Source organism: Pseudomonas sp. PDM14 (genome assembly GCF_014851905.1).
Lineage (GTDB): Bacteria > Pseudomonadota > Gammaproteobacteria > Pseudomonadales > Pseudomonadaceae > Aquipseudomonas.
The window spans coordinates 1,137,476-1,149,716 of record NZ_JACVAQ010000001.1; the positions used below are offsets into that span (position 1 = coordinate 1,137,476).

Annotated in this window: 13 protein-coding genes; 2 read left to right on the top strand and 11 right to left on the bottom strand. The window is 62.1% G+C overall.

What is annotated here, in order from left to right:
* Nucleotides 1-8 precede the first annotated feature (8 nt).
* The 6 genes from IB229_RS05405 to rplM all read right to left on the bottom strand — a co-directional run bounded on the left by IB229_RS05405 (nucleotide 9) and on the right by rplM (nucleotide 4,390).
* On the bottom strand, nucleotides 9-626 hold the full coding sequence (locus IB229_RS05405; RefSeq protein ID WP_192325708.1) for a glutathione S-transferase N-terminal domain-containing protein: 618 nt from the start codon (nucleotides 624-626) through the stop codon (nucleotides 9-11).
* A gap of 90 nt (nucleotides 627-716) precedes the next feature.
* On the bottom strand, nucleotides 717-1,499 hold the full coding sequence (locus IB229_RS05410) for a cytochrome c1 (RefSeq protein WP_192325711.1): 783 nt from the start codon (nucleotides 1,497-1,499) through the stop codon (nucleotides 717-719).
* On the bottom strand, nucleotides 1,499-2,710 hold the full coding sequence (locus IB229_RS05415; protein WP_192329270.1) for a cytochrome b: 1,212 nt from the start codon (nucleotides 2,708-2,710) through the stop codon (nucleotides 1,499-1,501). The genes IB229_RS05410 and IB229_RS05415 overlap by 1 nt, the downstream gene beginning before the upstream one ends.
* Nucleotides 2,710-3,303, bottom strand: a complete 594-nt coding sequence (gene petA, locus IB229_RS05420) for a ubiquinol-cytochrome c reductase iron-sulfur subunit (RefSeq protein ID WP_192325713.1) — start codon at nucleotides 3,301-3,303, stop codon at nucleotides 2,710-2,712. Before petA ends, IB229_RS05415 begins: the two co-directional genes overlap by 1 nt.
* A gap of 251 nt (nucleotides 3,304-3,554) precedes the next feature.
* A complete protein-coding gene (gene rpsI / locus IB229_RS05425) occupies nucleotides 3,555-3,947 on the bottom strand; it encodes a 30S ribosomal protein S9 (protein WP_192325715.1) in 393 nt (130 codons plus the stop codon).
* Between the two features lie 14 nt (nucleotides 3,948-3,961).
* Nucleotides 3,962-4,390, bottom strand: coding sequence for a 50S ribosomal protein L13 (rplM, locus tag IB229_RS05430; RefSeq protein ID WP_192325717.1), 429 nt, complete (start codon nucleotides 4,388-4,390; stop codon nucleotides 3,962-3,964).
* 277 nt (nucleotides 4,391-4,667) lie between these two features.
* Here rplM and IB229_RS05435 point away from each other — a divergent pair, with 277 nt between their 5' ends.
* Nucleotides 4,668-5,705 carry an NADP(H)-dependent aldo-keto reductase gene (locus tag IB229_RS05435; RefSeq protein ID WP_192325719.1) on the top strand — a complete coding sequence of 346 codons (1,038 nt, stop codon included), beginning with the start codon at nucleotides 4,668-4,670 and terminating at the stop codon, nucleotides 5,703-5,705.
* A 3-nt stretch (nucleotides 5,706-5,708) separates the two neighbouring features.
* Here the strand turns inward: IB229_RS05435 and nfi are convergent, their stop codons facing one another.
* Together nfi and IB229_RS05445 are read right to left on the bottom strand one after the other, a co-directional pair.
* Nucleotides 5,709-6,416 (bottom strand): deoxyribonuclease V, encoded by a 708-nt coding sequence (gene nfi, locus IB229_RS05440; protein ID WP_192325722.1) that lies wholly within the window; start codon nucleotides 6,414-6,416, stop codon nucleotides 5,709-5,711.
* A gap of 88 nt (nucleotides 6,417-6,504) precedes the next feature.
* Nucleotides 6,505-7,641: an acyl-CoA dehydrogenase family protein gene (locus IB229_RS05445; protein ID WP_192325724.1), complete on the bottom strand. Its 1,137-nt coding sequence runs from the start codon at nucleotides 7,639-7,641 to the stop codon at nucleotides 6,505-6,507.
* Between the two features lie 147 nt (nucleotides 7,642-7,788).
* On the opposite strand from IB229_RS05445, the gene IB229_RS05450 reads away from it, so the two are divergent.
* The gene (locus tag IB229_RS05450) at nucleotides 7,789-8,787 is read left to right on the top strand and encodes a GlxA family transcriptional regulator (RefSeq protein ID WP_192325726.1); all 999 of its coding nucleotides are present in this window, start codon (nucleotides 7,789-7,791) and stop codon (nucleotides 8,785-8,787) included.
* A gap of 83 nt (nucleotides 8,788-8,870) precedes the next feature.
* Here the strand turns inward: IB229_RS05450 and zapE are convergent, their stop codons facing one another.
* From zapE to IB229_RS05465, 3 genes are all read right to left on the bottom strand, one after another.
* Complete coding sequence (gene zapE, locus IB229_RS05455; protein WP_192325728.1) at nucleotides 8,871-9,962, bottom strand: cell division protein ZapE; 1,092 nt, start codon at nucleotides 9,960-9,962, stop codon at nucleotides 8,871-8,873.
* Between the two features lie 109 nt (nucleotides 9,963-10,071).
* A complete protein-coding gene (locus tag IB229_RS05460) occupies nucleotides 10,072-11,418 on the bottom strand; it encodes a tryptophan--tRNA ligase (RefSeq protein ID WP_192325730.1) in 1,347 nt (448 codons plus the stop codon).
* 154 nt (nucleotides 11,419-11,572) lie between these two features.
* Complete coding sequence (locus tag IB229_RS05465) at nucleotides 11,573-12,196, bottom strand: alpha/beta hydrolase (RefSeq protein WP_192329272.1); 624 nt, start codon at nucleotides 12,194-12,196, stop codon at nucleotides 11,573-11,575.
* Between the last annotated feature and the right edge of the window lie 45 nt (nucleotides 12,197-12,241).

Consider the following 12,241-nt stretch of genomic DNA (forward strand, 5'->3'; position numbering starts at 1 on the left):
CTCCCGGGTTAACGCATGTCACGTTCGACAGCGGACAGACTGGCCTGGAACCCTGCGCGGGCGAACTGGCGCTCCATGTAGTCGAGCAGCGGCTTGGCCGGGCGCGGCAGCTCGATACCCAGCAGCGGCAGGCGCCAGAGGATTGGCAATAGACAGCAATCTACCAGACTCAGTTCTTCGCTGAGGAAAAACGCCTTGTCGGCGAACAGCGGCGAAACACCGGTCAGGCTCTCACGCAATTCCTTGCGCGCCTGAACACGGGCGGGCTCCTTGCTGCGCGGGTCGAGGATCAGGTCCACCAGATTGCACCAGTCACGCTGGATGCGATGCATCAACAGGCGACTATTGGCGCGCGCCACCGGATAGACCGGCAACAGCGGTGGATGCGGGTAACGCTCGTCGAGGTACTCCATCACCACGGTCGACTCGTACAACGCCAGGTCGCGATCGACCAGCGTCGGCAAGCTACCGTAGGGATTCACTTCGGCAAGCTGTGGCGGGCAACGACCCGCGGCCACGTCGATTATCTCGGCACTCACGCCCTTCTCGGCGAGTACCAGACGCACGCGATGGGAATAGTGGTCGGTGGGGTCGGAATAGCAGGCCAACTTATTTGGTGCGGCCATGATGCCCCTCCAGGTTTAACGAAATTGCAGAAACAGAAAAACGCACGCGCCCGAAATGGGCGCGTGCGTCGACAGCGGTAACGCGAATTGTCAGTGCACGTCCTTCCAGTATTCACGCTTCAGCAGATAGGCGAATACGAAGAAGAAGGCCAGGTACAGCAGCACGTAGGTGCCGATGCGCTGACTTTCCAGCTTGACCGGGTTGGCAGAGTACGCCAGGAAGGTCACCAGATTCTTGACCTTGTCGTCGAACTCGGCCTCGCTCAGCTTGCCGGTCTTCGGCAGCACGGTCAGCTGATCACAGGCTTCGTGAGTGATCGGCGCGCCGGTCAGCGGGTCATACTGCTTCTTGCCGTCTTCGACGACTTGAACCTGCTTGCAACCGACAACCTGACGACCTTGCAGGCCGACCAGCACGTTGGGCATGCCGACGTTCGGGAAGACTTTGTTGTTCACGCCCCATGGACGAGTCGGATCTTCGTAGAACGCACGCAGATAGCTGTACAGCCAATCGGTGCCACGCACGCGAGCAACCAGGGTCAGATCAGGCGGCGCCGCACCGAACCAGGTCTTGGCATCGGACGGCTTCATGCCGATCTGCATGTGCTCACCGATTTTCACGCCGGTGAACACCAGGTTTTCCAGCATCAGCTCGTGCGGGATGCCGATGTCATCGGCAACACGCTCGTAACGCTGGAACTTGGCACTGTGGCAGCCCATGCAGTAGTTGGCGAAGGTACGTGCACCATCTTGCAATGCAGCCTTGTCGGTCAGGTCGATATCGACCTGATCCAGGTGTACATCGTGACCGCCTGCAGCGAAAGAGAGGGCTGGCAGCGCAGCAATAACAAATGCAGCAAATAGCTTTTTCATCAGCCAGTCACCCTTTCCGGAACCGGTTTGGTCTTCTCCATCCTGGTGTAGAACGGCATCAGGATGAAGTAGGCGAAATACAGCGCGGTGCAGATCTGCGACAGCAGGGTACGGCCCGGAGTCGGAGCCAGCACGCCAAGCACGCCGAGGATCACGAAGGACACGCAGAACACCAGCAGCCAGATCTTGCTCAGCCAGCCTTTGTAGCGCATCGACTTGACCGGACTGCGGTCGAGCCATGGCAGGACGAACAGTACGGCGATGGCAGCGCCCATGGCGATTACGCCGAGCAGCTTGTCCGGAACGGCGCGCAGAATCGCGTAGAACGGTGTGAAGTACCAGACCGGTGCGATGTGCTCAGGCGTCTTGAACGGGTTGGCCTGTTCGAAGTTCGGCTTCTCGAGGAAGTAACCACCCATCTCCGGGAAGAAGAACACGATCGAGCAGAAGACGAACAGGAAGACCACCACACCGACGATGTCTTTCACCGAGTAGTACGGGTGGAAAGCGATGCCGTCGAGCGGGATGCCGTTCTCGTCCTTGTGCTTCTTGATGTCGACGCCGTCCGGGTTGTTCGAACCGACTTCGTGCAGCGCCAGGATGTGCAGCACGACCAGGCCGAGCAGCACGATCGGCAGCGCGATCACGTGCAAGGCGAAGAAGCGGTTCAGGGTAATGCCGGAAATCAGGTAGTCACCGCGGATCCACTGGGTCAGGTCGTCGCCGATGACCGGGATGGCACCGAACAGCGAGATGATCACCTGGGCGCCCCAGTAGGACATCTGACCCCATGGCAGCAGGTAGCCCATGAAGGCTTCGGCCATCAGGCACAGGTAGATCAGCATGCCGAAGATCCACACCAGCTCGCGCGGCTTCTGGTACGAACCGTAGAGCAGGCCACGGAACATGTGCAGATAGACCACGACGAAGAACGCCGAAGCGCCAGTGGAGTGCAGGTAGCGAATCAGCCAGCCGAATTCCACGTCACGCATGATGTATTCGACGGAGGCGAACGCCTCTTCAGCCGACGGCGTGAAGCTCATGGTCAGCCAGACACCGGTGAGGATCTGGTTGACCAGCACCAGCAGTGCCAGGGAGCCGAAGAAGTAGAAGAAGTTGAAGTTCTTCGGGGCGTAATACTTGCTGAGATGGTCTTCCCACATCTTGGTCGCGGGGAAGCGCGCATCGACCCATTCCATGAACTTATTCATCATGCCTTCTCCTGGTCCACGCCGACGACAATCACGTCATCCGACTCGTACGAGTGCGGCGGTACCGGCAGGTTCAAGGGCGCAGGCTGGGCCTTGTAGACGCGGCCGGCGAGATCGTAACGGGAACCGTGGCACGGGCAGAAATAACCGCCAACCCACTCGGCGCCGAGATCGGCAGGCGCCACTTCCGGACGGAAGGACGGCGAGCAACCCAGGTGGGTGCACAGGCCGACCAGCACCAGCAGCTCGGGCTTGATCGAACGGGTTTTCTTGTCCACGTATTCCGGCTGCACGGATGCAGCAGATTCCGGGTCAGCGACACTGCCCTCGATCTTGCCCAGATTGGTCAGGATTTCCTCAGTCCGGCGAACGATGAACACCGGCTGACCACGCCATTCAGCAATCATCTGCTGACCAGCCTCGATCTTGCCAATATTCACTTTCACCGGTGCACCAGCGGCCTTGGCCTTGGCACTGGGGAACCATGACCCCACGAACGGAGTCGCAGCACCCACCGCTCCGGCAGCACCCACCACGGATGTGGCTGCTACCAGGAAGCGACGCCGGCCTGCATTCACGCCGTCATTGCTCATTCAGTCGTCTCCCATCAGCTTTGTGGCCTGTGGTCAGGCCTCTACTAGGTAATTTTCTAGCCGCACAAAATTTGCCGAATGGTAAAGAAAAGCCCCTTTTCTGACAAGGTAATTACCGGATACAAATTGCCCGGAAGCCTTGCCCGGCGCGGCATTCGCAAATGCGGCACGTTGTCGCATGCCAACCATACACCCATAAAAAACGCCCAGTTCCAAAAAGGAAACTGGGCGCCTTTGAACGTAGCAGCGAATTAACGCTTGGAGTACTGCGGACGCTTACGCGCTTTGCGCAGACCAACCTTCTTACGTTCAACTTCACGAGCATCGCGAGTCACGAAGCCTGCTTTACGCAGAGCCGGACGCAGCGATTCGTCGTAGTCCATCAGAGCGCGGGTGATGCCGTGGCGGATCGCACCGGCCTGACCGCTGACACCACCACCGAGAACGGTGACGTAGATGTCGAACTTCTCGGTGGTTTCGGTCAGCTCAAGCGGCTGACGCACGACCATGCGAGCGGTTTCGCGACCGAAGAAGGTATCTAGGGTGCGATTGTTGATGGAGATGTTGCCAGTACCCGGACGCAGGAAGACGCGAGCGGTTGCAGTCTTGCGACGGCCAGTGCCGTAATTTTGAGTCGCCGACATAATGAACTATTCCGTTAAATCTTCAGTTCTTGGGGCTGCTGAGCAGTGTGTGGGTGAACAGCACCCTTGTACACTTTCAGCTTGCGATACATGTCGCGACCCAGCGGGTTTTTCGGCAGCATGCCCTTGACCGCGGTCTCGATCACGCGCTCGGGAGCTTTGGCGATCAACTTCTCGAAGTTGATTTCCTTGATGCCACCCGGGAAACCGGAGTGCGAGTAGTAGATTTTGTCGGTGGTCTTGGCACCGGTCACACGCACCTGCTCGGCGTTGATGACGACGATGTAGTCGCCAGTATCAACGTGCGGGGTGTATTCCGCTTTGTGCTTGCCACGCAGACGGCTTGCAATTTCGGTGGCCAGACGACCCAGGGTCTTGCCAGCAGCGTCGACGATGTACCAGTCGCGCTTAACGGTTTCGGGTTTTGCAGTAAAAGTCTTCATTCGCTATAGCCTCAGGGGCCGCCCTGAAAATAAGACGGCGGATCTTACTGAATGGTGCTTGCTTTGACAAGTCAAAGACGCCAGAAGACAGAGACGCTATCGGGGGCTCGGGTCAGCGCGTCCGCTAAGGCGGGGGTTTTCGGCGGGCTAGGCATCCCCACCTTCTCTCTCGCTCTGGCTAGGCGTGCCATCGAGAGAGCCGCGGAATTATGCCGTTTGCTGAAAAAATAGCAACCTGCTTTATGATCGGTTCTTTTTCCAGAACCGAGGAATGCGCATGGAATACCGTCAACTGGGCCGCAGCGATCTCAAGGTCAGCGCCCTGTGCCTGGGCAGCATGACCTGGGGCAAGCAGAACACCGAGGCCGAAGGCTTCAGCCAGATCGACCGCGCCAAGGTCGCGGGTATCAACTTCCTCGACACCGCAGAAATGTACCCGGTGCCACCGCAAGCCGAGACCTACGGCGCCACCGAGCGCATCGTCGGCAACTACTTCAAGGCCCGCGGCGACCGTGCCGACTGGGTGCTCGCCAGCAAGGTCGCCGGCCCCGGCAACGGCATCGACTACATTCGCGGCGGCCAGCTCAAGCACAACCGCGCGCACATCGCCGCCGCTCTGGACGCCAGCCTGCAGCGCCTGCAGACCGACTGGATCGACCTCTACCAGCTGCACTGGCCGGAGCGCAGCACCAACTTCTTCGGCCAGCTCGGTTATCGCCACCAGGAGCAGGACTTCACCCCGCTGCTGGAAACCCTCGAAGCACTGGGCGAACAGGTCAAGGCCGGCAAGATCCGCCACATCGGCCTGTCCAACGAAACGGCCTGGGGCGCCATGCGCTTCCTGCAACTGGCCGAGCATCACGACCTGCCGCGCATGGTCTCGATCCAGAACCCCTACAACCTGCTCAACCGTAGTTTCGAAGTGGGCTTGGCGGAAGTGGCGATTCGCGAACAGTGCGGCCTGCTGGCCTACTCGCCGCTGGCATTCGGCATGCTCTCCGGCAAGTACGACAACGGCGCGCGCCCGGCCGATGGCCGCATCACCCTGTTCAGCCGCTTCACCCGCTACACCAACCCGCAATCGCAAGCAGCCTGTGCACGCTACGTCGCGCTCGCCCGTGAGCACGGCCTGGACCCGGCGCAGATGGCCCTGGCCTACGTCACCGCGCAGCCGTTCGTGACCAGCAACATCATCGGTGCCACCACGCTCGCACAGCTCGACAGCAACCTCGGCAGCGTCGGCCTGACGCTCAGCCAGGATGTGCTTGACGGCATCGAGGCGATTCACCGCGAGCAGCCCAACCCGGCCCCCTGATCGTCAGCCGAACAAGTCCGGCGTGCTCGTTAGCGGCGCCGGCATCGCCCCACGTCGCGAAGCCAGGCGATCCGCCAGACGGGTCGGTTCGGGCAGCCGATAGCCGCGACAGCAGCTCGCGACCAACTCGACCGCCGTATCCAGGCTGACGCGATGCCCGGGCGAGACAATCAGTGGCTTGACCCGATCCTTGCTGCGCAGCATCCAGCCGACCTGCTCGCCCGTATGCTTGAGCGGCACACGCGCGCCCTTCTCCTGCGGCAGCTCCTCATGGCTGCCGACAAGGATGCTCTTGGCCACGCCGATGGTCGGCAGCCCCGTCACCACGCCCAGGTGCGAGGCGATACCCAGCCGCCGCGGATGGGCAATGCCCAGTCCGTCGCAATAGATCAGATCAGGCACCTGTGGCAGCGCCTGCAATGCCTGCAGCAACGCCGGCAGCTCGCGAAAGGACAGCAGCCCCGGCACGTACGGCATGCTGGTGGGGATACGCGCCACGCTGTGACCGATCAACTGCAGGGACTCGGCGTCGAGCAGCACGGCGGCGGCCAGGGTGACGCGGCCCTGCTCCTCGAAGCCGACATCCACACCGGCGATGACCCGCAGCGGCGCGAAGTCATCCTCCAGCACCACGCGCTCGGCCAGCGTGCGCTGCAGCACGCGCGCCTGTTGCGCGGTACCGTCCCAGTCGGTGAATGGCGAAGTGTGCATCGGTCGCTCGAGCCCTAGATCAGGACCGGTAGACCGATGCGCAGAGAGACTGGTTCGCCCGCGCCGACCGCAGGCGAACCGAGGGGCGTTACAGCGAGCGGGAGATGATTTCTTTCATGATCTCGTTGGTGCCGGCATAGATGCGCTGCACCCGCGAGTCCGCCCAGGCACGGGCCACCGGATATTCCCACATATAGCCGTAGCCACCATGCAGCTGCACGCACTCGTCGAGCACCTTGCACTGCAGGTCGGTGCCCCAGTACTTGAGCATCGCCGCGGTCGGCACATCGAGCTTCTTCTGCAGGTGCAGCTCCAGGCAGCGGTCGACGAACACGCGGCCGATCTGCACTTCGGTGGCGATTTCCGCCAGTTTGAATCGGGTGTTCTGGAAGTCGGCGACGGGCTTGCCGAAGGCCTTGCGCTCACGGGTGTAGTCCAGCGTCCACTTGAGCGCCGCCTCGGCCGAGGAGATGGCGCCAACGCCCACGGTCAGGCGCTCCTGCGGCAATTCCTGCATCAGGTAGACGAAGCCCATGCCGTCCTTGCCCAGTAGGTTTTCCTTGGGCACGCGCACGTCCTGGAAGAACAGCTCGGAGGTGTCCTGGGCCTTCATGCCGACCTTCTCCAGGCGCTTGCCCTTGGCGAAGCCCGGGGTATTGGCTTCGACCAGGAACAGACTGATGCCCTTCGCACCGGCCTTGGCATCGGTCTTGGCGACGACGATCACCAGGTCGGCGAGAAAGCCGTTGGTGATGAAGGTCTTCGAGCCGTTGATCACGTACTCGTCGCCATCCAGCACGGCGGTGGTCTTCACCCCCTGCAGGTCGGAGCCGGTCCCCGGCTCGGTCATGGCAATGGCGGTCACCAGCTCGCCGCTGACCAGCTTGGGCAGGTACTTGAGCTTCTGCTCCTCGCTGCCGTAATGAAGGATGTAGGGCGCGACGATGTCCGAGTGCAGGGAGAAGCCAATACCGCTCAGACCCAGGCGCGACTGCTCCTCGATCACCACGGCGCTGTAGAGGAAGTCCGCGGCCATGCCGCCGTACTCTTCCGGCAGATGCGAGCAAAGCATGCCGGCCTCGCCCGCCTTGTTCCACAACGCGCGGTCGATATGGCCGTCCTTTTCCCACTGGGCGTGGAACGGCACCGCCTCCTGCTCGAAGAATTTCCGCACCGACTCGCGAAACTGCTCGTGCTCGTGACTGAACAGGGTTCTTGGAATCATTGTTGTACCTGCATCTGTGGGGTCATTGGATGGCCTCTACTCTAGGCCACCAAGAATGCGCGGACACTGGACACATGCGCCAAAAAATAAGACGATCCAGCCACTGAATGACCGTTTCACCACTAACAAGAAAACAAGAACACGACCATGCCTTCAGCGACACCGATTACCCGTATCTGCATTCTCGCCACCGAGGGCGTGTTCGCGGCCACCCTGATGCAGGCCCGCGACTTCTTCCACATGGCCGGCATGCGCTACAGCAAGCAGCAGGGCCTGGATCAGGCGACCAACTTCCAGATCCGTGTGGTCAGCCCGGACGGCATCGACGTGACCAGTTTCAGCCAGGCCAACATCCAGGTCGACGGCAGCCTGGAGCCGGCCGACGTGATTATCCTGCCGGCGTTCTGGGGTGACTTCGATGCCCTGCGCCGGCGCCACCCGCAGATCACCACCTGGCTGCGCGAACAGCACGACGCCGGTGCCTCGATCTGCGGCGAAGCCACCGGGGTGTTCTGGATGGCCGAGACCGGCCTGCTCGACGGCAAGGAAGCGACCACCTACTGGCGCTTTTTCCGCGAGTTCGCCGAGCGCTTTCCCAAGGTGTTGCTGAACCAGGACAAGCACATTTCCGACGCCGACAACCTGTACTGCGCCGGCGGTGTCACCTCGGCCTGCGACATGTACATCTACCTGATCGAGCGCTACTGCGGCGCCACCGTGGCCCAGGGCGTGGCGCGCGACATCCTCTACGAAACCCAGCGCAGCTACAGCCCGGGACGCATCGGTTTCGGCGGGCAGAAACTGCACCAGGACGTGGCCATCCTGCAGGTGCAGCACTGGCTGGAAGAGCACTTTGCGGAGAAGTTCCGCATCGAGGACGTGGCCCGCGAACACGGCATGAGCATCCGCAACTTCATGCGCCGCTTCCAGGCCGCCACGGGCGACAAGCCACTGCACTACCTGCAGCGCCTGCGCATCGAGACGGCAAAAAGTCTGCTCAGCTCGACGCGCAAGAGCATCAAGACCATCAGCTACGAAGTCGGCTATGACGATGCGAGCTTCTTCGCCCGCCTGTTCCGCCAGCACGCCGAACTGTCGCCCAACCAGTACCGCCGGCAGTTCCTGCACAAGGACAACAACAGCTGAAGAGCGGCGCCGCCTGAAGACAGCGCGCCACAACGAAAAAGGGTTGCCGACTGGCAACCCTTTTTGCTGTTCGCCACGTGCGCTTACGGCTTGTGCGGGCGCGAGAGAAACTCGTGTGACTGCATCTCCAGCAGGCGGCTGAGGGTGCGCTGGAACTCGAACTCCAGGCGGCCGCCGGTGTACAGGTCCTTGAGTTCCACTTCGGCCGAAATGATCAGCTTGACGTTGCGGTCGTAGAACTCGTCCACTAGGTTGATGAAGCGCCGCGCCATGTCGTCCTTGGCCACGCCCATCTGCTCGACGTTGGCCAGGATCACCGCGTGGAAGATCTTGCCCAGCTCGATGTAGTCGTTCTGGCTGCGCGGGCCGTCGCACAGCTCGCGGAACTCGAACCAGGCCACATCCTCGCAGACGCGCACGGCGTTGATCGCGCGGTTCTCGATCATCAGCGCCTCGTTCTCCACCGCGTGGGTGCAGTCCGGCAGCAGGCTCTTGAAGCTCTTCTGCAGGCTGGCTTCGGCGTCGTTATCCAGCGGCCAGTGGAACAGCTCGGCCTGCTCCAGCGCGCGCAGGCGGTAATCGACCCCGCTGTCGACGTTGACCACTTCGGTGTGTTGCTTGACCAGGGCGATCGCCGGCAGGAAGCGCGAGCGCTGCAGGCCATCCTTGTACAGGCCATCGGGCACGATGTTCGAGGTGGCGACCAGGGTCACGCCGTTCTTGAACAGCTCCTCGAGCAGGGTCGCCAGGATCATCGCGTCGGTAATGTCGGAAACGAAGAACTCGTCGAAACAGATCACCCGCGCCTCGTCGGCAAAGCGCTTGCCGATGATGGTCAGCGGGTTCTTCTCGCCCTTGAGCGTCCGCATTTCTTCGTGCACACGCTTCATGAAGCGGTGGAAGTGCGTGCGCACCTTCTGCTCGAACGGCAGTGCATCGAAGAAGGTATCGACCAGGTAAGTCTTGCCGCGGCCGACCCCACCCCAGAAGTACAAGCCCTTGACCGGCCCCTGGCGCTTCTTGGCGAACAGGCCGCCAAACAACCCCTTGCTCGGGGTGTCGGCGATCAGGTCGTCATACAGACGCTGCAGGTGACGCACGGCAGTTTCCTGGGCGGCGTCGTGAAAGAAGTCCGGCCGCTTCAGGTCGGCCTGGTAGCGCTCAAGAGGAGTCATGATGGGAAATTCGGTAACAAAAACGGGGCGGTCACTTTAGCGACGGCCCCGTTGCTTGGCAATCACGCTGTATCGCGAGCGCCGCGCCGGTCAAGGCGTGGCGCGCGGTTCACTCCTGCACAGCGAGCGCGTCGCGCAGGCGGGCGATGCCGGCCTCGCGCGCAGCAGCATCGGCGAAGGCCGGGCTTTCACCAATCAGCTCGCCATCCAGCCACAGGCCGAAGCCTTCACCTTGCTCGCGTACATCCAGTTCTTCGCCGGCCTGCAGGCGCTTGCTGGCCTGACCCGCGACCTTGCCGTCGGCAAAGGATTTCGACAGCAGCAACTGCTCGCCAGCAGCATCCAGCAGACGGAAACGGAAGCTGCCGTCCTCGTCGCGGAAGCTGACGAAACGGGCGCTTTTCGCCGCTTTTTTCTTGCCGCCATCGGCGCTCTGCGCCTGGCTGCGGAACGAACGCAGACCAACCGCTTCACGCAGCTCACCGAGGAACGGGGTGGCGGTCTTGCGGGCCTTGGCGGCACCGGCGAGGAGAATATCTTCCAGGTCGGCCGGCTTTTCGATCAGCGTGTGGTAGCGCTCACGGGCCTCGCCCAGCTCGTTGTCGAGCAGCTGGAACAGGCGATTCTTCGCCTCGCCCCAGGCCAGACCGCCCTGCAGCTCGGCACGGAACTCGGCCTGCTGCGCCGGCGTGGCGAAAGCCTGGTACAGGGTGAACAGGTGCGAGTTGTCCGGGTCTTTCGCCTCACCCGGCAGGCGCGAGTCGGTGACAATGCGGGCGATCGCGTCCTTGAGCTGCTTGGCCGAGCCGAACAGCGGAATGGTGTTGTCGTAGCTCTTGCTCATCTTGCGCCCGTCGAGGCCGGGCAGGGTCGCCACTTCTGCCTCGATCACCGCCTCAGGCAGGGTGAACAATTCCTTGCCGGCACCGAACAGATGGTTGAAGCGCTGGCCGATGTCGCGGGCCATCTCCACGTGCTGGATCTGGTCGCGGCCGACCGGCACCTTGTGCGCATTGAACATGAGGATGTCCGCCGCCATCAGCACCGGGTAGCTGAACAAGCCCATGGTGATGCCGGCATCCGGGTCTTCGCCCTGCTCGATGTTCTTGTCCACCGAAGCCTTGTAGGCATGCGCGCGGTTGAGCAGGCCTTTGCCGGCGACGCAGGTCAGCAGCCAGCACAGCTCGGGAATCTCGGGGATGTCGGACTGGCGGTAGAAGGTTGCCTTGTCCACGTCCAGACCACAGGCCAGCCAGGTCGCCGCAATCTCCAGGCGCGAGCGCTGGATACGCGCCGGCTCGTCGCACTTGATCAGTGCGTGGTAGTCGGCGAGGAAATAGAAGGAGTCGGCGTCGGCGGCGCGGCTGGCGACGATGGCCGGGCGAATCGCACCGGCGTAGTTGCCCAGGTGCGGCGTGCCGGTGGTGGTGATGCCAGTCAGAATTCGGGTGGTCATTTTTCGCTATCGCTGTTGAGCCTGTTTAGGATTTCGCGAGCTAGAGCCATGCAAGGCAAAAACAGGCGAGGAAGCGGAGTTTACTTTGGTAAATGAGCATTCCTAGCCTGTTTTTAACGCCGCATGGCCGACGCGCAGCAAATCATCAACAGGCTCAGAGTCGCGGCTGCACCAAGTCTTTCAACTCGGGCAGCTTGCCGTGAAAAAAGTGGCCGCATTCTGCCACTTTCAGCAGTTCGTGGGGACGTTGCAACGCGGCGGACCAGGCGTACACCACCTCGGGGTCGATCACCTCGTCCTGCTCGGGCTGGATCACGGTGAGCGTCACCTGCTCGGGCAGGTGCTCGGGTGCCTGCAGGCGCTGCACGGCAGGCGCGACCATGAACAGCTTGTCGACCGCCACGCCCTGGTTTTCCAGGCGCCCGGCGAGCGCTGCGGCGACGAAGCCGCCGAAAGAAAAGCCGCACAGGGTCAGCGGCAGCTGCGGGTGCTGGGCACGCAGCCAGCTCGCGGCGGCTTCGGCGTCATCCACCTCGCCGGTGCCCATGTCGTGGCTGCCGGCACTGGCCCCGGTGCCACGGTAGTTGAAGCGTAGCGTGCTGAAGCCCATGTCACGCACCGCGCGCTGCAGCGTCGACACGACCTTGTTCAGCATGGTGCCGCCCTGCACCGGGTTGGGGTGGCAGATCAGCACCACACCGCGGGCGTCGGGGACGTCCAGATAGAGGGCTTCGAGCGGGCCACTGGGGCCATCGAGGAAGAGAGGGGTTTCGCGGATCAACTGCGGGAACTCCGTGACCTTGCATCAGGTCGACACGTCTTG

What these genes read in the sequence shown, in the direction of transcription:
- IB229_RS05405 (WP_192325708.1), bottom strand. Translation starts at nt 626, where the DNA reads ATGGCCGCACCAAATAAGTTGGCCTGCTATTCCGACCCCACCGACCAC.
- IB229_RS05410 (WP_192325711.1), bottom strand. Translation starts at nt 1,499, where the DNA reads ATGAAAAAGCTATTTGCTGCATTTGTTATTGCTGCGCTGCCAGCCCTC.
- IB229_RS05415 (WP_192329270.1), bottom strand. Translation starts at nt 2,710, where the DNA reads ATGAATAAGTTCATGGAATGGGTCGATGCGCGCTTCCCCGCGACCAAG.
- petA (WP_192325713.1), bottom strand. Translation starts at nt 3,303, where the DNA reads ATGAGCAATGACGGCGTGAATGCAGGCCGGCGTCGCTTCCTGGTAGCA.
- rpsI (WP_192325715.1), bottom strand. Translation starts at nt 3,947, where the DNA reads ATGTCGGCGACTCAAAATTACGGCACTGGCCGTCGCAAGACTGCAACC.
- rplM (WP_192325717.1), bottom strand. Translation starts at nt 4,390, where the DNA reads ATGAAGACTTTTACTGCAAAACCCGAAACCGTTAAGCGCGACTGGTAC.
- IB229_RS05435 (WP_192325719.1), top strand. Translation starts at nt 4,668, where the DNA reads ATGGAATACCGTCAACTGGGCCGCAGCGATCTCAAGGTCAGCGCCCTG.
- nfi (WP_192325722.1), bottom strand. Translation starts at nt 6,416, where the DNA reads ATGCACACTTCGCCATTCACCGACTGGGACGGTACCGCGCAACAGGCG.
- IB229_RS05445 (WP_192325724.1), bottom strand. Translation starts at nt 7,641, where the DNA reads ATGATTCCAAGAACCCTGTTCAGTCACGAGCACGAGCAGTTTCGCGAG.
- IB229_RS05450 (WP_192325726.1), top strand. Translation starts at nt 7,789, where the DNA reads ATGCCTTCAGCGACACCGATTACCCGTATCTGCATTCTCGCCACCGAG.
- zapE (WP_192325728.1), bottom strand. Translation starts at nt 9,962, where the DNA reads ATGACTCCTCTTGAGCGCTACCAGGCCGACCTGAAGCGGCCGGACTTC.
- IB229_RS05460 (WP_192325730.1), bottom strand. Translation starts at nt 11,418, where the DNA reads ATGACCACCCGAATTCTGACTGGCATCACCACCACCGGCACGCCGCAC.